This is a genomic window from Methylosinus sp. PW1 (assembly GCF_000745215.1).
GTDB lineage: Bacteria > Pseudomonadota > Alphaproteobacteria > Rhizobiales > Beijerinckiaceae > Methylosinus.
The window spans coordinates 2,488,679-2,507,348 of record NZ_JQNK01000009.1; the positions used below are offsets into that span (position 1 = coordinate 2,488,679).

20 protein-coding genes and 1 other RNA gene are annotated in these 18,670 nt (G+C 66.9%); 10 read left to right on the forward strand and 11 right to left on the reverse strand.

The features are described from left to right. Nucleotides 1–4: 4 nt before the first annotated feature. From K369_RS21385 to K369_RS21405, 6 genes are all read right to left on the reverse strand, one after another. Nucleotides 5–568, reverse strand: coding sequence for an SspB family protein (locus K369_RS21385; RefSeq protein WP_036294026.1), 564 nt, complete (start codon nucleotides 566–568; stop codon nucleotides 5–7). Nucleotides 569–613: 45 nt separating this feature from the next. Beyond that, nucleotides 614–991: a transfer-messenger RNA gene (ssrA, locus tag K369_RS25760) on the reverse strand. Nucleotides 992–1,195: 204 nt separating this feature from the next. Then, nucleotides 1,196–1,555 (reverse strand): helix-hairpin-helix domain-containing protein, encoded by a 360-nt coding sequence (locus tag K369_RS21390; protein ID WP_036294028.1) that lies wholly within the window; start codon nucleotides 1,553–1,555, stop codon nucleotides 1,196–1,198. Nucleotides 1,556–1,674: 119 nt separating this feature from the next. After that, nucleotides 1,675–1,896 (reverse strand): hypothetical protein, encoded by a 222-nt coding sequence (locus K369_RS21395; RefSeq protein ID WP_051949457.1) that lies wholly within the window; start codon nucleotides 1,894–1,896, stop codon nucleotides 1,675–1,677. Next, nucleotides 1,893–2,498: an aminoacyl-tRNA hydrolase gene (pth, locus tag K369_RS21400; RefSeq protein ID WP_036294030.1), complete on the reverse strand. Its 606-nt coding sequence runs from the start codon at nucleotides 2,496–2,498 to the stop codon at nucleotides 1,893–1,895. Before pth ends, K369_RS21395 begins: the two co-directional genes overlap by 4 nt. Before the next feature lie 60 nt (nucleotides 2,499–2,558). Then, nucleotides 2,559–3,248, reverse strand: a complete 690-nt coding sequence (locus K369_RS21405) for a 50S ribosomal protein L25/general stress protein Ctc (protein ID WP_036294032.1) — start codon at nucleotides 3,246–3,248, stop codon at nucleotides 2,559–2,561. A gap of 169 nt (nucleotides 3,249–3,417) precedes the next feature. Here K369_RS21405 and K369_RS21410 point away from each other — a divergent pair, with 169 nt between their 5' ends. The 8 genes from K369_RS21410 (at nucleotide 3,418) to K369_RS21445 (ending at nucleotide 8,526) form a co-directional block, all read left to right on the forward strand. Continuing rightward, complete coding sequence (locus K369_RS21410) at nucleotides 3,418–3,771, forward strand: DUF2200 domain-containing protein (RefSeq protein ID WP_036294035.1); 354 nt, start codon at nucleotides 3,418–3,420, stop codon at nucleotides 3,769–3,771. 147 nt (nucleotides 3,772–3,918) lie between these two features. Beyond that, a complete protein-coding gene (locus tag K369_RS21415; RefSeq protein ID WP_036294037.1) occupies nucleotides 3,919–4,263 on the forward strand; it encodes a helix-turn-helix transcriptional regulator in 345 nt (114 codons plus the stop codon). Beyond that, nucleotides 4,247–5,149 carry an SRPBCC domain-containing protein gene (locus K369_RS21420; protein WP_036294039.1) on the forward strand — a complete coding sequence of 301 codons (903 nt, stop codon included), beginning with the start codon at nucleotides 4,247–4,249 and terminating at the stop codon, nucleotides 5,147–5,149. Before K369_RS21415 ends, K369_RS21420 begins: the two co-directional genes overlap by 17 nt. A 92-nt stretch (nucleotides 5,150–5,241) precedes the next feature. Further along, nucleotides 5,242–5,904, forward strand: a complete 663-nt coding sequence (locus K369_RS21425; RefSeq protein WP_036294041.1) for a glutathione S-transferase family protein — start codon at nucleotides 5,242–5,244, stop codon at nucleotides 5,902–5,904. 90 nt (nucleotides 5,905–5,994) lie between these two features. Continuing rightward, nucleotides 5,995–6,963 carry an SRPBCC family protein gene (locus tag K369_RS24960; RefSeq protein ID WP_198033173.1) on the forward strand — a complete coding sequence of 323 codons (969 nt, stop codon included), beginning with the start codon at nucleotides 5,995–5,997 and terminating at the stop codon, nucleotides 6,961–6,963. A 37-nt stretch (nucleotides 6,964–7,000) separates the two neighbouring features. Next, nucleotides 7,001–7,414, forward strand: coding sequence for a VOC family protein (locus tag K369_RS21435; protein WP_036294043.1), 414 nt, complete (start codon nucleotides 7,001–7,003; stop codon nucleotides 7,412–7,414). A 95-nt stretch (nucleotides 7,415–7,509) separates the two neighbouring features. Next, the gene (locus tag K369_RS21440) at nucleotides 7,510–7,923 is read left to right on the forward strand and encodes a VOC family protein (RefSeq protein WP_036294045.1); all 414 of its coding nucleotides are present in this window, start codon (nucleotides 7,510–7,512) and stop codon (nucleotides 7,921–7,923) included. Nucleotides 7,924–7,980: 57 nt separating this feature from the next. Next, entirely contained in the window at nucleotides 7,981–8,526 is a 546-nt protein-coding gene (locus K369_RS21445) for an SRPBCC family protein (RefSeq protein ID WP_036294047.1), read from the forward strand. Between the two features lie 22 nt (nucleotides 8,527–8,548). Here K369_RS21445 and smc read toward each other — a convergent pair whose 3' ends face one another. Beyond that, nucleotides 8,549–12,007, reverse strand: coding sequence for a chromosome segregation protein SMC (gene smc / locus K369_RS21450; protein WP_036294049.1), 3,459 nt, complete (start codon nucleotides 12,005–12,007; stop codon nucleotides 8,549–8,551). A gap of 190 nt (nucleotides 12,008–12,197) precedes the next feature. On the opposite strand from smc, the gene K369_RS21455 reads away from it, so the two are divergent. After that, nucleotides 12,198–13,892, forward strand: a complete 1,695-nt coding sequence (locus K369_RS21455) for a lysine--tRNA ligase (protein WP_036294051.1) — start codon at nucleotides 12,198–12,200, stop codon at nucleotides 13,890–13,892. A 133-nt stretch (nucleotides 13,893–14,025) separates the two neighbouring features. After that, the gene (locus K369_RS21460) at nucleotides 14,026–14,574 is read left to right on the forward strand and encodes an alpha/beta hydrolase (RefSeq protein WP_036294054.1); all 549 of its coding nucleotides are present in this window, start codon (nucleotides 14,026–14,028) and stop codon (nucleotides 14,572–14,574) included. Nucleotides 14,575–14,702: 128 nt separating this feature from the next. Here K369_RS21460 and K369_RS21465 read toward each other — a convergent pair whose 3' ends face one another. From K369_RS21465 to K369_RS21480, 4 genes are all read right to left on the reverse strand, one after another. Next, nucleotides 14,703–15,440, reverse strand: coding sequence for an ABC transporter ATP-binding protein (locus tag K369_RS21465; protein WP_036294055.1), 738 nt, complete (start codon nucleotides 15,438–15,440; stop codon nucleotides 14,703–14,705). Beyond that, the gene (locus K369_RS21470) at nucleotides 15,391–16,146 is read right to left on the reverse strand and encodes an ABC transporter permease (RefSeq protein ID WP_036294058.1); all 756 of its coding nucleotides are present in this window, start codon (nucleotides 16,144–16,146) and stop codon (nucleotides 15,391–15,393) included. Before K369_RS21470 ends, K369_RS21465 begins: the two co-directional genes overlap by 50 nt. Further along, a complete protein-coding gene (locus K369_RS21475) occupies nucleotides 16,143–17,126 on the reverse strand; it encodes an ABC transporter substrate-binding protein (RefSeq protein WP_371033321.1) in 984 nt (327 codons plus the stop codon). Before K369_RS21475 ends, K369_RS21470 begins: the two co-directional genes overlap by 4 nt. Before the next feature lie 91 nt (nucleotides 17,127–17,217). After that, the gene (locus K369_RS21480; RefSeq protein WP_036294060.1) at nucleotides 17,218–18,669 is read right to left on the reverse strand and encodes a DUF3526 domain-containing protein; all 1,452 of its coding nucleotides are present in this window, start codon (nucleotides 18,667–18,669) and stop codon (nucleotides 17,218–17,220) included. Nucleotide 18,670: the final 1 nt, after the last annotated feature.

The following is an 18,670-nucleotide window of genomic DNA, read 5'->3' on the forward strand; positions in this document are numbered from 1 at the left end:
CGAATCAGGTCTTCTTGCGGAAGGCGTCGATGGAGACGATCTTGGCGGCCTCGCCGCCGCTCTCCTCTGTTGCGGGAGGCGCGGAATCCGGGCGCTTCTCGCTGCGAGCGGGGCGCGGGCCGGGCCGGGCGGGCGGCGCCTCGCCGGCGGGCTGCGGCCGCGTCGGGAAACGGGCCGGCTCCTGCTCCTCCTCACGGGCGGGGGCGAGCTCGTCCACCTCCCATTTGAGGCCGAAATCGACGGAAGGGTCGGAGAAGACCGTCACCGCCTCGAAGGGCACATAGAGCTGCTCGGGAATGCTGCGGAAGGACAGGCCCACCGAGAAGCCGCGCTCATCGACCACGAGATTGGAATATTGATGCTGCAGGATGATCGTCATCTCCTGCGGCCATTGCTCGGCGAGACGCTTGGAGATTCTGACCCCCGGCGCCTTTGTGCGGAAGCTTATGGTGAAATGATGATCGCCCGGCAGACGGCCCGCCGCCGATGCATCGGCGAGAACCTTGCGCATGACGCCACGAAGCGCGTCCTGGACGAGAAGATCGTATCTGATGAGGTCGGTGGACATGACTCTCGCCGAGAACCCCTGTTCGCTCTGCCCCGCCGGGACGAAAGTGGAGGCTTCTGTTGCCAGGCGCCTCCGAGCCCCGCCTAGAAGTGCTACCCTCTAGGGCTTGAATCCCAGTACCTTCACTGCATTACGCAGCGACGGCCACCGGAGCATAGTTGTCGTTGGCAACTATAAGGTTTGACCCGATAACGGCGGTATCATGCCGAGCGAAAAAGCACCCTTTACGCCCTCGTCGATCCTATTTCGCCCCCGCCACAAGCCGCTGCGCCAAACATGCATGTCCGCGTGACGGCCTCTGGTGGAGGCGCCGGGTACCGCCCCCGGGTCCGATAGGTTTATTACGGAGTTCGTTTATCGCCATAGCCGTCCCGAAGGTCGGCAGCTCACAATATACGCATTAAGGGCCGATGCGGAAAGGGGTTGCGGCGCAAAGCTGCGCCGATCTCCCCGACTTTCTCGCGCAGATTGAGCGCATGCGGATGAACCGCATCCGCGCGAGCACTATAACGATTTGAATTTACGAATTCTTTTTCTAAAACGCGCGAAAACGCCCGCCGAGGATCGACGGGCGTTTCGCGAGCGGCCTGCGGGGAGGAGCGGCCGGCTTCGGTTCAGTTGTGCCGATCAGTTGTGCTTGACGGCCTGCGCGTCCTTGACGGTCAGCCCGTCCTTGACCTGGGCGAACAGCGCGTCGGTGAGAATGCGGTTCTTCACCAGCTCGTCCGTGGCCTTATAGGGCCGGCCCTTCACGATCGCCTCGGCCAGAGTGTGGGTGAGGCCTTTCACGCCGGAGAGCTGCTCCACCGTCGCGGAATTGATGTCGAGCGGCTGGGAGACGGCGACGACCTGCTTGACCGGCGCGGTCGCGGTGGTCGCGGCGGCGGCGGGGCCGGCCGGGGGCTTCGCGCCGGGGATGGTCGCGGTCTGGGCGAAAGCCGGAGCGGAAGCGAAAAGGGCGATGGCGAGAATGGCGTTGGTCTTCATGATGGCTGTCTCCTTGGGACCGGGACATTTCCCCGATCGACTTGCGCATCATGCCGGGCTCGCGCTGAACCCGCTTTGAATGCGGCGTTCAGCTGAAATTCAGCCGCCGAGCCCGGGCTTCATTTGCTCTTCAGGCAGGAGACGGCGGCCGGAAGGCATGCCGCGCCCACGATGGAGCAGCCGGCCGAGCCATCCTCGAGGCGGGCGCAGACCAGGCAGCCGTCGGTCCATTCGAGGCAGGAGGGGTGGTCCTCGCCATAGGCCTGGGCCGGCTTTTCCTCCGCGGCGAGGGCCATGCTCGCGCAGACGAGCGCGAGGGCGAAGGCCGCGCGCGCGATCACGCCTCGCCCACGCGCTTGGGCGCGGCGAAGCCGGCGGCGTCCATGGCGAGATGAATCTTGTTCTGCAGGCCGGGGTCGTCGCCTTTGACGATCAGCGCGGCATTGTCGGCCAGCGCGCCGCAGAGCGCCTTCACCCAGGGCTCCTCGCTCTTGGCGAAATCGCCCAAAACGTAAGAATGCACGCGCGCCTTGTCGCCCGGATGGCCGATGCCGAGCCGCATACGCTTGAAATCCTGCCCGATATGGGCGCCGATGGAGCGCAGGCCATTGTGTCCGGCCGCGCCGCCGCCGATCTTCACGCGGCATTTGGCGGGGGCGAGATCGAGCTCGTCATGGAAGACGACGACGTCCGACAGCGCGATCTTGTGAAAGCGCAGCGCCTCGCCGACCGAGCGGCCCGATTCGTTCATGTAGGTCTGCGGCAGCAGCGCGAGCACGCGCTCGCCGGCGATAGTCCCTTCGCGGACGAGGCCCTGGAAGCGCGCGCGCGGCGCAGAGAAGCCATGGGCGTCGGCGATCTTCTCGACCGCCATGAAGCCGATATTGTGCCGGTTCCCGGCATATTCGCGGCCGGGATTGCCGAGGCCGACGAAGAGCAGCATGGCCTTTTGGCTCCGAGCCGAAGGAGGGCGATCGGCGGCGCGCACCGATCGCCCGTCGCCTTACTTCTTTTTCTCGGGAGCCTTGGCGGCCGGGGCGGCCTTGGCGGCCGGAGCGGCCTTGCCGCCCTTGCCCTTGACCGGAGCCGCGGCGGCGGCCGCAGCGGCCGCGATCTCCTCGGCCGTGATCACCGGCGGCGCGAGCGACGCCACGGTGAAGTTCTTGTCGGGATTGGTCGGCTTGCAGTTCGCCGGCAGGGTGAGCGCCGAGATCTGCAGCGAATCGTTGAAGTCGAGGCCGGTGAGATCGGCGGTGATGGCGTCGGGGATATTGTCCGCCGGCACCCACATCTCGATCGCGTGGAAGACGATGTTGAGCGAGCCGCCGCGCTTGATGCCGGGCGCCGCTTCGTGATTGACGAAATGCACCGGCACGTCGACGCGCAGGCGCGAGCCGGCCTTCAGCCGCAGGAAGTCGACATGCAGCGGGAAGTCCTTCACGACATCGAGCTGATAGTCGCGCGGAATGACGCGCTCGGGCTTGCCGTCGATGTCGAGCTCGAAGATCGTCGTGAGGAAATGCCCGGCGTAGATGAGCTTGGTCAGCTCTTTCTTGTCGAGCGACAGCGGCGTCGGCGCCTCGCCGCCGCCATAGATGACTCCTGGTATACGGCCCTCACGGCGAACGCTGCGGGCGGCCCCCTTGCCTGTCCCGCTGCGCACCGTGGCCGCGAGCTTCTTGATCTCGGCCATTTCGGTGTCCTTTTTTCAAAGAGAAAGCGCGCCTTTCGCCTCCAGGGGTGTCGGATGCCGGCGCGCTGCTGCGGCTTATAGGCGAGGCCAAATTCGGAGGCAAGGCTCGGGGCGGGCGTCGAATGGCCGTCGCGCCGCGAGCCGTGAATGGTTTTCGGAGACCAAACCCATGACGAAACACCGAATTTATACGACGAGCTTTGCGAGCGTCTATCCTCTCTATGTCGCAAAAGCCGAGAAGAAGGGGCGCACGAAGGAAGAGGTCGATCAGATCATCTCTTGGCTGACCGGCTATGATCGAGCGGGGCTTCAGTCTCGGCTGGACGAGCAGACCGACTTCGAGACATTTTTCGCGCTCGCTCCAAAGCTCAATCCATTGCGCGCCTCCATCAAGGGCGCCGTCTGCGGCGTTCGAGTGGAGGACATCGCGGAGCCGATCATGCGGGAAATAAGATATTTGGACAAATTGATCGACGAGCTGGCGCGGGGGAAGGCGCTCGACAAGATCCTTCGCAAGAGCTGAGCAATCGATCGTCTGCGCTCCCCGCGCCATGCGGCGCCCGCCGCCCTGCAAGCCCGAACCTAGCCGCGTTTTTCGAAGTGGGAAGCTTGACAGCCTATTTCCATATCAGTTATATAACTACTAAGTTAAATACCTAACAGGTAATAGATGCCGGACCCCCTCAGCGCCACATTCGCCGCTCTCGCGGACCCGACGCGACGCGCGATCCTCGCCCGGCTCGCGCAGGGCGAAGCCTCGGTAGGCGAGCTCGCAGCGCCTTTTTCCATCAGCCAGCCGGCGGTCTCGAAGCATTTGAAGGTGCTCGAGCAGGCCGGCCTCATCACCCGCACCCGCGCCGCCCAATCGCGTCCCTGCAAGCTGGACGCGGCGCGGCTGCGCGAAGTTTCCGATTGGCTCGAGACCTATCGGCGTTTCTGGGAGGAGAGCTTCGATCGGCTCGACGCCTATCTCGCGCAATTGCAAAAGGGCGACCCCGATGCTCCAAAGAATTGACGACGCCATCCCGCCGCTCGAGATCACGCGGCGCTTCGCCGCGCCGCCGGCGCTGCTCTTCGACGCCTGGCTCGATCCAAAGGCGGTCGGCGGCTGGCTGTTCCGCACGCCCTCGGGACAGTCCGCGCATGTCGAGATCGACGCGCGCGTCGGCGGCGGCTTCGCCATTCACGAGCAGCGCGGCGAAATCCTCGCGACGCATTTCGGCAAATATATCGAGATCGAACGCCCGAGCCGTCTCGTCTTCACTCTGGGAATGCAGCGCGACGGCGCATCGACGCGAATCGAGATCGACATTCGCCCCGACGGCGCCGGAAGCCTGTTGACGCTGACGCATTATCTGACGCCGGAAGCGGCGACGAAAACCTTCGCTTTCCGCGCCGGCTGGACCGGAATTCTCGAAGGCCTCGCACGCCAGACGGGCGAAGCGGATGCGCCGCATCGGCTCATTCTGCTGCGCACATTCGAGGCGCCGCGCGCGCTCGTCTTCAAATGCTGGACGGAGCCGCAGCATATGATGCGCTGGCTCTGCCCTTCGACATTCGAGGTGCTGTTCGTCGAGAATGATCTGCGCGTCGGCGGCAAATGGCGCGGCGGCATGCGCTCGCCGGAGGGCGAGGAGTTCATCCATCACGGCGAATATCTCGAGATCGACGCGCCTTCGCGTCTCGTGCTGACGCATCAATGGGAGCGCAACCACCTCGAGCCGAAAGCGCTGACGACGATCGAGGTGGAGCTCACGGAGCAGGGCGGCAAGACAGACATGATCTTCGTGCAGAGCGGCCTCGCCACCGCCGAGTCCGCCGTCTCGCATGGCCATGGCTGGACTGGCGCCTTCGATTATCTCGCCGAGCTCGCGCGCGAGCTGGCGATGAGCGGTCATTGAGGAGACGGCATGTCCGATGCGCTCGCTTCCCGACGATCGAGCATGTGTCTTCCGCTGCGCTCCATCTCGCCATGCACAAGTGGGACGGTCCAATGAAGCCGAAGCTCACGGCCCTTCGTTGGGTCCCTCCAATCGCTCAGGGATACGCCCATGATCACCGCGTGCGCTGGGCGCTCGAGGAGGCCGCCATTGCGTATGAGGTCGTCCTGGTCGACCGCAGCAGCATGGATACGGAGGAATATCGGAGTTGGCAGCCTTTCGGGCAGATCCCGGCCTATCGTGACCGCGAGGTCGAGATATTCGAATCCGGCGCGATCGTCCTGCATATCGCCAAGTCATCGGCGATTCTCGCTCCGGCTGACGCTCGCGGATACGCTCGGGTGGCGACATGGATTTTTGCGGCGCTGAACACGATCGAGCCCGCTGTGGCCGCCTATGCTCATCTCGACGCCTTCTATGCGGGCCAGAGCTGGGTCGAAGCCTATCGCCCTATCGCCGAAGACCGTTTGAAGCGACGTCTCGCCGATTTGCAGCGCTGGCTGACGTATCGCGAATATCTCGAAGACCGGTTCACGGCCGCCGATATCGTCATGAGCACTGTGCTTCGTGACCTCGACGACGCCGCTATTTTGTCCGAATTCCCGACCCTCGCATCCTATCGCGCCCGGTGCGAAGCGCGCCCGGCCTTCGCGCGGGCAATCGATGCGCAGCTGAAAGATTATAGCGAGAACATGCCGACCCAATCGGAAGCGTAGATGGAATGGGTCGGCCGTCGAGCCGCGAAGCGATCAGCGAAGCGGAAGAATTCGCGGGAGCCGACCGCAAACGATCATCGAGGAAATATCATGTCCGAGGACTTACGAATTTCGGTTCCACCGGACGCGCCCGAGATTTCCGGGACGCGTCTCTTCGATGCGCCGCGCGCGCTGGTTTTCGACGCTTTCGCCGCGCCGGATCGGCTGGCGCGATGGTTCGGGCCGAAGGGTTTTTCGCTCACGACGCAAGCCTTCGAATTCGCGCCCGGCGGCGTCTGGCGCTTCGTCATGCACGGCCCGGACGGGCGCGATTATGAGAATAAGATCGTCTTTCGCGAAATCCTGCGGCCGGAGCGCATCGCCTATTTTCATCCCGGCGATGACGAGACTGTCGAGCCTGTTCGGATGGAGACGATCATCACGCTGTCGCAGGAAGGCGAGAAGACGCGCATCGATTGGCGAATGCGCTTTCCCTCTCTCGCCGAGCGCGATCGCGTCGCGCGCGACTATGGCGCCGCCATCGGCCTTTCCGAAAATCTCGGACGACTCGGCGATTTCGTCGAGGAATCGGCAGGTCCCGTCTTCGTCGCGTCACGCCGCTTCGCCGCCTCGCGCGAGCTCTTGTGGAAGGCGTTCGCGGAGCCGGAGCGCATGGCGCAATGGTTCGGGCCGAAAGGGATTCCCGTCGTCGCGTCGCAAATGGATTTTCGTCCCGGCGGCTCCTATCACTATGGGCTGCGGACGCCGGACGGCGGCGCCATATGGGGCCTCTTCGAATATCGCGAGATCGAGGCGCCCGCGCGCTTCACGCTCATCGCCTCCTTCTCCGACGCGAATCGCGGGCTGGCGCGGCATCCGCTGAGCGAGACTTGGCCGCTGAAGGTCGAGACGACCTATCGATTCACGGACAGCGACGGCGCCAGCGAGCTGACGCTGCGTGCGCGGCCCTTCGAGGCTAGCGCCGAGGAGATCGCCACTTTCGCCGGCGCGCTCGACGCCATGCGCAATGGCTGGGCCGGAACATTCGAGCAGCTCGGGAACTATCTCGTCCAGGGCTGAACGCGCCCGTCATTTTTTTAAAGCAAGGGAGCATCCAATGACGATTAAGCCTTATCTCTTCTTCTCGGGCCGAGCCGACGAGGCCATTGCCTTCTACCAGCAAGCGCTCGGCGCCGAGATTCTGTTTCTCCTGCGCTACGACGAAAGCCCCGAGCCGCCGCCGCCGGGCGTGCTCGCTCCGGGCTGGGAGCACAAGATCATGCATTCGTGCCTGAAGATCGGCGATTCGGAAGTGTTCTTGTCGGATGGCTGCGGCAATCTCTCTCCCGGCTTCAACGGCTTCGGCGTCTCCATAGAGGCCAAGAGCGCGGCCGAGGCCGAAAGCTTCTACGGCGCGCTCGTGGATGGCGGCGAAGCGCGCGTGCCGCTCGGCGAGACCTTCTTCGCGACGAGCTTCGGCATGGCGGTCGATCGCTTCGGCGTGCTGTGGATGGTCGTGGTTCCCAAATAGCGGTCGACGATGACGGTTGACGAAGCGCCCCGCGCGGACATGATCTCCCCCCACGAAACGAGCGCCCTTCCGCGGCGCTCGCGGGGAGACATGTGATGACTATTCAACCCTATCTCATCTTCGACGGCCGCGCCGAGGAAGCCGCCGCCTTTTATGAGAAAGCGCTCGGGGCGCAGGTTCAGATGCTGATGCGCTACAAGGATTCGCCTCTGGCGCCGCCGGCGGACATGATGCCGCCGGGCTGGAACGCCAAGGTTATGCATATGGCGCTGAAGATCGGCGACGCCGTCGTCTTCGGCTCGGACGGCGACGGCGCCGAGAGCGGCGGCTTCAAAGGCTTCTCGCTCTCCTACAGCGCCAAGACCCTCGAGGAGGCCGAACGCGTCTTCGCGGCGCTCGCCGATGGCGGCGAGACGCAGATGCGTTTGACCAAGACCTTTTTCTCACCCGCTTTCGGCATACTCACCGATCGCTTCGGCGTTCCCTGGATGGTGGTCGTGCCGCAATGACGGCGCGCGGCGCCTGCGGGACAGCAGGCGCCGCTCCGCCCCTTCACGAGGTTGCAAATGTTGGAAATCATCGGCGCCGGCGTCGCCCTCATCATCGCCGTCATTCTCGTGCTGGCGGCGCGCCAGCCGGACGTCTGCCACATTGCGCGCTCCATCTTCGTCGCCGCGCCGCCGGAGCGCGTTTTCCCGCTCGTCGACGATCCGCGCGCCACCAATGAATGGAGTCCTTTCGTGAAGGACGAGAGCGTGAAGCTCTCCTATGCCGGCCCGGAGCGCGGCGTCGGCGCGGCCTGCGATTTCGAGGGCGATGCAAAAGTCGGCGCCGGACGCGTCGAAATCGTCGAATCCGTCGCGCCGTCGAAAGTGGTCGTCGCCTTGCGCTTGGATCGGCCGATGAAATGCAGCAATCGCGTCGAATTCACCATTGCGCCGCAGGATGGCGGCTCGCTCGTCACCTGGGACATGAAGGGCCGCCAGCCTTTCATCGGCAAGCTGTTCAGCCTCGTCATGAAGCCGGAGAAGATGGTCGGCGGCGCCTTCGAGCAGGGCCTCTCCGATCTTAAGCGCCTCGTCGAGACGGCGCGCGAGGAGGCGGCGGAATGATGCGATATGCGACGGCGAGCCTTCAGCTCGCCTGCGCATATCTCTCGGCCTGCTCGAGATCGACGGAGACGAGCTGCGAAATGCCGCGCTCCGCCTGCGTCACGCCGAACAGACGATCCATGCGCGCCATCGTAATGGGATTATGCGTGATGGCGACGAAGCGCGTGTCGGTCTTCTTGCGCATATCCTCGAGCAGGGCGCAGAAGCGCTCGACATTGTAATCGTCGAGCGGCGCGTCCACCTCGTCGAGGACGCAGATCGGCGACGGATTGGTGAGGAAGACCGCGAAGATCAGCGACATTGCGGTGAGCGCCTGCTCGCCGCCGGAGAGCAGCGTCATCGTCTGCGGCTTCTTGCCCGGCGGGCGGGCGAGAATGTCGAGCCCGGCCTCCAGCGGATCGTCGCTCTCTATGAGCTGCAGTTCCGCCGTGCCGCCGCCGAACAGCAGGCTGAACAGCTCCTTGAAATGCGCGTTCACCTGCTCGAAGGCGACGAGCAGGCGCTCGCGGCCTTCCTTGTTGAGGCTGGCGATGGCGCCGCGCAATTTCTTGATCGCCTCGGCGAGATCCTCGCGCTCGGCCATCATCTTGTCGCGCTGCGTCTCGATCTCGCCGAGCTCCTCCTCGGCGCGCAGATTCACCGCGCCCAATCTTTCGCGATCGGCCTTCAGCCCTTCCAACTTGCGCTCGATATCGGGGATGGAGGGAAGCTGCGTCTCCTCGCCGGTGACGCCGGCCAGCTCGGCGAGCGAATGCTCCTCGCTCTCCAATTCCATGGCGATGGCGTGCTCGACATCGGAGGAGCGGCGGCGCGCGGCCTCCAGCTGCGCCTCGCTGCGGGCCTTCTCCTCGCGCGCGGCGCTCATCGCCTCCAGCGCCATGCGGGCGGCGCGATCGGATTCCGCCTGCGCGGTCTCGCCGGTCGTGCGCGCATCGGCGGCCGCGCGGCGGGCGGCCTCGGCCTCCTCGATCGCCGAAAGGAGATTGCGGCGCTGGAGCAGGAAGGTCTCCGGCGAATCGAATAGCCGCTCCTGCTCCTCGCGGGAGTCCTCGAGGCGGCGCTCCAATTCGGCGATGCGATCCTGCGCGCGGTCGCGCCGCTCCATCCAGGAGGCGTTCTCGCGCAGGATCGCGGATTTGCGGGCGGCGCGCGTCTCCGCTTGATGGCGCAGCGAGGTGAGCGCGGCGCGCGCCTCGCCGGCTTGGGCGCGTTCGGCGGCGGCGCGGGACCGCACATTCTCCACCGTGCCGGCGAGCGAGGCGGGCTCGTCCAGAGCGTCCAGCGCCTCTGCGGCGCTCTCGCGCTTCATCGCCGCCTCGTCGCGATTGGCGAGGATTTGCGCCTTGGCCTCCTGCAGCGCCGAGAGACGCTGGGCGATCTGGCCGAGCCGGCGCTCCGCCACCACATGGCGCTCGCGCGCTTCTTCCAGCGCGGCGCGGGCGCGGCGCTGCCCCTCGCGGGCGGCGCTCTCGGCGAGGGCGGCGGCGCGGGCCTGCTCCTGCGCCGTCTGCGCCTCATCGGCGAGCGCGTCGGCGGCCTCGCGGGCGGCGGCGGCCTCGAGGCGCAAATCGGCGAGGCGGTTCTTCTCGGCGAGGCGGCGGGCGGCCGGCGTCGGCGCCTCGGCGGCCTGGGTGAATCCGTCCCAGCGCCAGAGGTCGCCCTCCTTGGAGACGAGGCGCTGGCCGGGCTTCAGCATAGAGCGCAATGCTGCGCCCTCGCTGCGCAGCACGACGCCGATCTGCGCGAGGCGCCGGGCGAGCGCCGGCGGCGCCTCGACCATCTCGGCGAGCGTGCGCACGCCCGGCGGCAGAGCGGGATCGCCGGCGCCGGAGGTGAGCGCCCAATGGGCGGGGGCGGAGGTCTCGATGGAGGCGTCGAGATCGTCGCCGAGCGCGGCGCCGAGCGCGGTCTCATAGCCCTTCTCGACCGTGACGCTCTCGACGATCGGCGCCCAGAGATCGCCGCCGCCCGATTCCAGCAGCTTCTCCAGCGTGCGCGCCTCGGTCTCGAGACGTCCGGCGCGCTTCTCGGCCTCGGCGAGCGGCTGGCGCGACTGGCTCTCGGCCTCGCGCGCCTCGATCGCCGCTTCCTCGGCCATCAGCGCCGTCTCATCGGCCTCGCGGGCGGCTTCATTGGCCATTTCCAGCGATTCGGCGAGGCGCTCCACCTCTTCCGCCGCGCCGCCCTGGCCGGCGATCAGCGCGAATTCGGTCTCGACGCGGGTCAGCTCGGCCTCGAAACGGGAGACGCGCTGCGTCTCCTCGCGCAGCGCCGCCTCCAGCGCGCCGCGCTGGGCGTTGACGCCGGCCAGCGATTGCTGCGCCTCGGAGAGCTCGGCCTCGGTGTGGGCCAGCGCCTCCTCTATTTCGGCGAGACGCTCGCGGGCGGCCTCCTCGCGCTCGGCGCCGATGGCGTCCTGCTCGGCCAGCTCGCCGCGCTCGTCCTCGAGCCGCTGCGTCACCTCCGCGGCGTCGTCGATCAGCGCACGCTCGCGCTCGACGTCGCGGGCGAATTGCTCGGCGTGGCGGGTCAGCTCGGCGATGCGCTCCTTGGCGCGCTTCTCCTCCCCGTCCAGCGCGTCGCGGGCCATGATCAGCCGATGCAGCGCCGCGCCGGTCTCGGCCTCCTTGTCGCGGAGCTTGGGCAGCTCGAAGGCGGCGAGCGCCTGCAGACGCGCGGCCTCCGCCTGCTGCAGCGTGCGCTCCTCGACGAGCTTTACATCTTCTTCCAGCTTGCGCTCGGCGAGCTTCAGCTGCTCGCTGGCCTGGCGATGCGCGATATAGGCGGCGAGCGCCTCATTCTTGCGGATTTCCGCCGCCACGGCGCGATAGCGCTGCGCCTGCCGCGCCTGACGGCGCAGGCTCTCGGTCTGGCCGTCGACCTGTTTCAGCACATCCTCGAGGCGGGTGAGATTTTCGGCGGCCGCGGTCAGCCGCAGCTCGGCCTCGTGCCGGCGGGAATGCAGGCCGGCGACGCCGGCGGCGTCCTCCAAAATGCGGCGGCGCGCCTGCGGCTTGGCCGAGATGATCTCGCCGATCTGCCCCTGGCGCACCAGCGCCGGCGAGCGCGCGCCGGTGGCGGCGTCGGCGAACAGCAGCTGCACATCCTTGGCGCGCACCTCGCGGCCATTGATCCTATAGGTGGAGCCCGCCTCGCGCTCGATGCGGCGGGTGACTTCCAAAGTCTCGGCGTCATTGAAGGCGGCGGGGGCGGTGCGGGAGCTATTGTCGAGCACGAGGCCGACCTCGGCCACATTGCGGGCCGGGCGCGAGCCGCCGCCGGAGAAGATGACGTCATCCATCCCCGAGCCGCGCATGTTTTTGTAGGAGCTCTCGCCCATGACCCAGCGCAGGGCCTCGACGAGATTGGACTTGCCGCAGCCGTTCGGCCCGACGACGCCGGTCAGGCCCGGCTCGATCAGAAAATCTGTGGCCTCGCAGAAGCTCTTGAAGCCGAGAAGTCGGAGCCGCTGGAATTTCATGGCGGCAAGAGCGCCACAAAATAGCGGGGAAGGCAAGAATGTAGCCGCGATATGTTGTGGAGGCTGGTTTCCCGCGAGGACGACCTAGGAGCCGCCGCGACCGAGCGCGCCGATCGGCCCCATGCGTTGACGCTGCCGCCCGGCGCCCATAGTGTGCGCCCCTCTTCGCAACCGCAACAAAAGCCGCATCATGCCCACGTCCGAGCCTTTGCCCGCCGATCTCCTCGAAGCCGCCCGCGTCTCGCCGGCCTGGCCGTTCGAAGAGGCGCGCAAGCTCGTCAAACGCGTGGCCGAGACCGGCCAGACCAAAGTGCTGTTCGAGACCGGCTACGGCCCCTCGGGCCTGCCGCACATCGGCACTTTCGGCGAGGTGGCGCGCACCTCCATGGTGCGCCACGCCTTCGAGGTGCTGACCGAGGGAAAGATCGAGACGCGCCTGCTCGCCTTCTCGGACGATATGGACGGGCTGCGCAAAGTGCCCGACAATATCCCCAATAAGGAGCTGGTCCGCGCCCATCTCGGCAAGCCGCTGACCAAAGTGCCGGATCCTTTCGGCACGCATGAGAGCTTCGGCGCGCACAACAACGCTCGTCTGCGCGCCTTTCTCGACGCTTTCGGCTTCACTTACGAATTCGCCTCCTCGACGGACTATTACACCTCCGGCCGTTTCGACGCCGCGCTGCTGCATATGCTGGCGCGCTATGAGGAGGTGATGAAGATCATGCTGCCGACGTTCCGCGAGGAGCGCGCGGCGACATATTCTCCCTTCCTGCCGATTCACCCCGTTACGGGAATCGTCATGCAGGTTCCGCTCGACGCCATCGACGCCACAGCGGGGACCATCTCCTGGCGCGATCCCGAGAGCGGCGAGGCCTTCGTCACGCCCGTCACCGGCGGCCACTGTAAGCTCCAATGGAAGCCGGATTGGGCGATGCGCTGGTATGCGCTCTCCGTCGATTACGAAATGGCCGGCAAGGACCTCATCGATTCGGTGAAGCTGTCCTCGGCGATCGTGCGCGCGCTCGGCGGCCGCCCGCCCGAGGGCTTCAATTACGAGCTCTTCCTCGACGAGAAGGGCCAGAAGATCTCGAAGTCCAAGGGCAATGGCCTCACCATCGAGGAGTGGCTGACCTACGCCAGCCCGGAGAGCCTCGCGCAATTCATGTTTCAAAAGCCGAGCGCGGCGAAGAAGCTCTATTTCGACGTCATTCCGCGCAATGTCGACGATTACCTCTCCTTCCTCGAGGCCTATCAGCGGCAGGCGTGGAAGGAGCGGCTCGGCAATCCGGCCTGGCACATCCACTTCGGCGCGCCGCCGGAGCCGGAGACGCTCGCCCATGACGGCGAGGCCAAGGGAACGGCGATCTCCTTCTCCATGCTGCTCAATCTCGCGACCGTCGCCAATGCGGAAGACCCTTCGGTGCTGTGGGGCTTTCTGCGCCGCTATGCGCCGAATGTGTCGCCGCAGAATCATCCGCGCCTCGACAAGCTCGTCGGCTATGCGGTCGCTTACTTTCGCGACTTCGTGCGGCCCGCGAAAAAATATCGCGCCGCCGACGATGTGGAGCGCGGCGTGCTGACGACTCTTTCGCAGACGCTGGCGTCGCTGCCGAAGGACGCCAGCGCCGAAGATATTCAGACCGCGCTCTATGACGTCGCGCGCGCCGTGCCGCGCTATCAGGATTTGAAGGCCAAGGGCGCGACGCCGGAGCGTCCGGGCGTGTCGAACGATTTCTTCAACATGCTCTATGAGGTTCTGCTCGGCGAGAGCCGCGGCCCACGCTTCGGCTCCTTCGTCGCGCTGTTCGGCGTCGAAGAGACGCGCGGCCTCATCGCCAAGGCGCTTGCCGGGGAATTGCTCGGATCTACAGTCCCCTCACCCTGAGGAGGCCCGAAGGGCCGTCTCGAAGGGTCGCCGCGGGGAGGCGCGAAGGATCGCCCCCTGGAGCATCCTTCGAGGCTTTTTGCGTTCCGCAAAAAGCGCCTCAGGATGAGGGAGTGAGTTTGTCGGAGGAAACATGCGCGCTGCGGATGCGGATATTCTGATCCTGCCGGGGCTCGGCGGCTCCGGCCTCGAGCATTGGCAGACGCGCTGGGCGAAGAAGCTCTCCACCGCGCGTTGCGTGGCGCAGGCGGATTTCGACGCGCCGCGATTTCCCGAATGGATCGAGAGCATAGAGCGCGAGATCGCCGCTGCGACGCGTCCCGTGGTGCTGGTCACGCATTCGCTCGGCGGCATAGCGGCGCTGCATGTCGCCGCGCGGGGGAACGACAAGATCGCCGCGGGCTTCCTCGTCGCGCCGCCCTCGGAGCGCGCGATCAACGAGCTCACAGCGATCGACCCCGCCTTTCTGCCGATTCCGCGCGAGCGGCTGCGCTTTCCCGCCCTGCTCGTCGCCAGCTCCGACGATCCTTATGCGGAGGCGGATTTCTCGCGGGCCTTGGCGCAGGACATAGGCGCGGAGCTGGTCGACGCCGGCGCGGCCGGGCACATCAACGCCGATAGCGGACATGGCCCTTGGCCCGAGGGCTCGCTGCGTTTCGCGGGGTTTTTGTCGAAGCTGTAGCGCGCCCCCTCCCTCACCCTCCCCCGCTCTCGCGGGAGAGGGAAGGCGGCAATTGTTGCGCGAAATTTCGATGAAGCGCGGAAACTGCCCCCTCTCCCGCGAAGCGGGGGAGGGCTGGGGAGGGGGCCTCAGCGCCCACGCATCGCCTCTATTTCCCTGCGCGCCCGCGCCTCCAGCGCATCCGCGGCCTCTCGCGTCATCAGCTTGCGCGGCGTCGTCACGTCGAGCGTCGCGCCGACATGCGAGGGGCGCGGCGACAGAAGAAAAATAACATCGGCCAGCTCGATCGCCTCGCGCAGATCATGGGTGACGATCAGCGTCGTCACATGGCGCTCGTCGATGAGCGCCGCGATGCGCGCGCGCAGATCGCGCGCCAGCGCATCGTCGAGCGAGACGAAGGGCTCGTCCAGCAGCAGAAGATCGGGCTCGATCGCCAGCGCCCGCGCAATGGCGACGCGGCGCGCCAGGCCGAGCGACAATTCGCCGGGAAAATGCTGCGCATGCTCCTCGAGCTCCAGCGCGGCGAGCAGAGTGGCGAGCGCCTGCTCGTTCGCCAGCGGCGCCGCGATGCGCAGATTGTCGATGACGCTGCGCCAGGGCAGCAGCCGCGGCTCCTGAAACACCATGCCCAGCCGCCCGCCGGCGGGAAGCGTCACCGCGCCGGAAAACTCCGTATCGAGCCCGGCGATGATGCGCAGCAGTGTGGTCTTGCCGCAGCCGGACGGGCCGACGACGGCGCCGGCGCGGCCGACGGGAAGCGAAAGCGCGAAGTTTTCCAGCGCCCGCTGCGGCCGGCCGCCGGCGGACAGATAATCCTTATGCGAGACCCTGACCTCGAGCAGGGCGGCGGCGCCATCGCGAGACATGTCGTTCAAAGGGCTGCACCAGGAGAGTTTCGACGGCGAGCATCAGCAGGACGAAGGGAATCGCATAGGCGAGCAGCAAACGCACGTCGAAAAGCTGAAACGCCATATTGATCTCGAAGCCGACGCCATTGGAGCGGCCGATCAGCTCCACCACCAGCACGATCTTCCACACCAGCGAAAGCCCCGAGCGCGTCGCCGCGGCGATATAGGGCGCGAGCTGCGGCAGGACGATATGCCGCAGCCGCGCGGCCGGGCGCAGGCGGAAGACCTCGGCCATCTCGTCCAGCTCGTGATCGAGCGCGCGGACGCCCTCCCGCATCACGACAATGGCGTTGGGCAGCTTGTTGAGCGCCACGGCGCCCACCGCCGCCGCCTCGGTGAGGCCGGCCCAGAGATAGGCCAGCACGATGACGACCAGCGCCGGCAGATTGAGGAGAATGACCAGCCAGGGATCGAACAGCCGATCCAGCGCCGGCCGCCGGCCCATGGCGTAGCCGAGCGCGGCGCCGAGACTCATGGCCAGCAGAAAAGCGGCGGCGACGCGCGCCAGCGTCGCCGCGAGATTGGTGAACAGCGCGCCGCTCTCGGCCTCATGGACGATCGCCTCGAAGACGGGGAGCGGCCCCGGCAGGCGGCGCGGATCGGAAAACAGCGCCGCGCCCTGCCAGAACGCCAGCAGCAGCGCCAGCGACAGGAGGCGGATCACCGCACCGCGCTCGCCGCGGGCTCGTAGAAAGTGCCCGCGGGCAGGGTCTTCGCCGAGCCGACCAGCGCCGGGCCGCCGATCTCGGCGAGAGTGGCGTAGAGCCCGGCGGCGTCCTCCCGCTCCTCCGCGACGCTGCGGGCGGGAATGCCCTCCACATAGCTCTTGCGATAGAGCGCGAGCACGGCGGGGTCCTTGGCCGGAATGCGTTGCATGGCGGCGCGCCAGGCGGCGTCGGAGGTCGCGATCAGATGGCGCGCCTTGTCGATCATGGCGAAGAAGCGGGCCAGCGGCGCGGGGCTCTTCGCGGCGAAGCCCTCGTCGAACACATAGCCGGTGACGACCGGCGCGCCCTTGGCGCCGAGCGCCGTCTCCACCTTGCGCAGATCGATGACGCGGGAGAGGCCGCGCGCCTCGAGATCGGCGGCGAAATTCCAGAATTCGAGCGCGGCGTCCAGTTCGCCCTCGGCGGCCTTCTCGGCGATGAGCGGCGGCGCGCCGTAGACGATGGTCGCCGATTTGGTGAGATCGACGCCCTGCCGCTGCGCATAAGCGCGCAGCAGCAGCCAGCTCTTGTCGAGTGGGCCGCCGGCGACGCCGAGCTTCTTGCCGGAGAGATCGGCGACGCTCTTCACCGCTTTGTCGCGCGCCATCAGCGCGCCTATGGCGGTGGAATGCGGATAGAAGGTGAGCTTGGCGCCCTCGGAGCGCTGGCGCGCCACCCACAGCCAGTCGGAGACCACGATATCGACGGAGCCGCTCTGAATGGCGATCTTGGCGGCGTCCGTGTTGGCGAGCTCTGTGACCGTCAGCTCGAGCCCCGACTCCTTATCGAGCCCGAAGGCGGAAATGACGGCGAGCTCCCAGACGCCCGAGCCGGTCTTCTGCAGCCCGAGGCGGAGCCTGTCGGCCGCGTGCGCCGGCGCGCTGGCGAGAAGCGCGACCAGCGCCGCGAGCAGGAGCTTTTGGAAGATCGGTCGCAAGATGAATCCCGCCTGTTTGGTTATTCCCTCACGCGGCAGGATAGCACAATTCGCGGAGCGGGCGCGCAAAACGCCCGCGACGCTGCGTCGCTCACGCCGCCTTGCAGCGCCGCAGTCCCCGCCACGCCAGCACGGCCAGCAGCAGAGCCGGCAGCCCCACGCCAGCGGCGAGCGCGGAGGCGACGCCGGCCGAGGCGCTCGCCGCATCCGCGCTCGCGGCGAAGCGCGGCAGGGCGGCGTAATCGGCCTGCGTCAGCGCCTCGCCCGCATGGGCGCGCGACCAGAAGAAATCGCGCCAGCGCTTATGGAAGTCGTCGAGCCGGGCGGAGAATTCCGCATAGCGGCGGTCGCCCGAGCCGGCGATATCGGCGACCGAGCGATACATCAGCAGCGCCGGAGAGAGAAAGGACAATTGGTCGGCGAGCGCGCGCTGGCGGGCGAGCTGCGCCTCGTGACGCGCCATCACTTCCTCGACGCGCGCATTGGCCGTCTCCAGCACGGCGAGGCGGCGGATCGTGCGTTCCTTGGCGTCGCCCAGCTTCATCTCCGCCGCTGCAGCGTCGGGGTGCTCCTCGGCGTAGCGGGCGAGAGCGGCGTCGCGCTCGCGATCGGCGTCGGTCGTGGCGGCGCGTGCGGCCAGCGTCATCTCCGAGCGCGAAGGCGCCGGATAGAGCGCGTCGGCGAGCGTGTTGACGGCGGCGGGCGCGATCATGGTGAGGCCGGCCCAGACGGCGATGAGCGCCAGCGCATTATAGGCGGAGCTTTTGCCGAAACTGTCGACGACGGCCGCGAGCAGCGCCCAAAAGGCGCCATAGGCGAGGATCGCCGCGATGAGCAGCGCGAAAGCGCCGGAGCCGAGCGGCTCGGCGCCGCGCAGAAGATAGACGCCGGCGCAGGTCGCCGCGGTCATCGCCAATATCGGCAGGCCCGCCCGCGCCGCCAGCTTGCCCAGCAGAACGGCGGTCGGGCTCTCCGCGCTGGCGAGGGTGAGGGCGAGCGTACCCTTCTCGCGCTCGCCGGCCGAAAGATCGAAGCAGAGCGCGAGAATCGTCAGCGGAAACACGAAGACGAGGACGAAGGCGAGATCGATCGAGCCGCTGGCGAGATGCGCCGGATTCTCGATCTCATCGGCGAAGAAGAAACTGTCCTTGGTCCCGCTCGTCACTTTCAGCGCGGCGGGAAAAAGATCGCTCTGCCCCGTGGCGACGATCGCGAGCGGGGTCGGCTCCAGCGCCGCCACCGCCGCCGCAGAGCCGCCGCCGACAAAGGCCGCATTGCGCGGATCGCGATAGGGCGGCGTTTCGCCCTTCACGCGGCCGGCGTCCAGATCGGCGAGCGCCTTGCGCAGCGAATCGAGACGCAGCGTCTCGTCGCGCCGCGCATCCTCTATCGCCGCTTTTTGCGCGGCGATGCGCTCGGCGCCGTCGAAAAAGGCGAGCGCACTCATCGTCGTGATCGCCGCGAGCACGGCCCATGCGGCGGCGTCGCGCCGCAGAAGCCGCCATTCGAACCGCCATGCGGCGAGAAATGCAGAGAAGATCATG

Excerpts from the sequence above, each read along its gene's own strand:
- K369_RS21405 (WP_036294032.1), bottom strand. The coding sequence starts at position 3,248 with ATGGCCGAGATCAAGAAGCTCGCGGCCACGGTGCGCAGCGGGACAGGC.
- K369_RS21480 (WP_036294060.1), bottom strand. The coding sequence starts at position 18,669 with ATGATCTTCTCTGCATTTCTCGCCGCATGGCGGTTCGAATGGCGGCTT.
- K369_RS21385 (WP_036294026.1), bottom strand. The coding sequence starts at position 568 with ATGTCCACCGACCTCATCAGATACGATCTTCTCGTCCAGGACGCGCTT.
- K369_RS21460 (WP_036294054.1), top strand. The coding sequence starts at position 14,026 with ATGCGCGCTGCGGATGCGGATATTCTGATCCTGCCGGGGCTCGGCGGC.
- pth (WP_036294030.1), bottom strand. The coding sequence starts at position 2,498 with ATGCTGCTCTTCGTCGGCCTCGGCAATCCCGGCCGCGAATATGCCGGG.
- K369_RS24960 (WP_198033173.1), top strand. The coding sequence starts at position 5,995 with ATGTCCGAGGACTTACGAATTTCGGTTCCACCGGACGCGCCCGAGATT.
- K369_RS21445 (WP_036294047.1), top strand. The coding sequence starts at position 7,981 with ATGTTGGAAATCATCGGCGCCGGCGTCGCCCTCATCATCGCCGTCATT.
- K369_RS21435 (WP_036294043.1), top strand. The coding sequence starts at position 7,001 with ATGACGATTAAGCCTTATCTCTTCTTCTCGGGCCGAGCCGACGAGGCC.
- K369_RS21455 (WP_036294051.1), top strand. The coding sequence starts at position 12,198 with ATGCCCACGTCCGAGCCTTTGCCCGCCGATCTCCTCGAAGCCGCCCGC.
- K369_RS21410 (WP_036294035.1), top strand. The coding sequence starts at position 3,418 with ATGACGAAACACCGAATTTATACGACGAGCTTTGCGAGCGTCTATCCT.
- smc (WP_036294049.1), bottom strand. The coding sequence starts at position 12,007 with ATGAAATTCCAGCGGCTCCGACTTCTCGGCTTCAAGAGCTTCTGCGAG.
- K369_RS21390 (WP_036294028.1), bottom strand. The coding sequence starts at position 1,555 with ATGAAGACCAACGCCATTCTCGCCATCGCCCTTTTCGCTTCCGCTCCG.
- K369_RS21465 (WP_036294055.1), bottom strand. The coding sequence starts at position 15,440 with ATGTCTCGCGATGGCGCCGCCGCCCTGCTCGAGGTCAGGGTCTCGCAT.
- K369_RS21425 (WP_036294041.1), top strand. The coding sequence starts at position 5,242 with ATGAAGCCGAAGCTCACGGCCCTTCGTTGGGTCCCTCCAATCGCTCAG.
- K369_RS21440 (WP_036294045.1), top strand. The coding sequence starts at position 7,510 with ATGACTATTCAACCCTATCTCATCTTCGACGGCCGCGCCGAGGAAGCC.
- K369_RS21420 (WP_036294039.1), top strand. The coding sequence starts at position 4,247 with ATGCTCCAAAGAATTGACGACGCCATCCCGCCGCTCGAGATCACGCGG.
- K369_RS21415 (WP_036294037.1), top strand. The coding sequence starts at position 3,919 with ATGCCGGACCCCCTCAGCGCCACATTCGCCGCTCTCGCGGACCCGACG.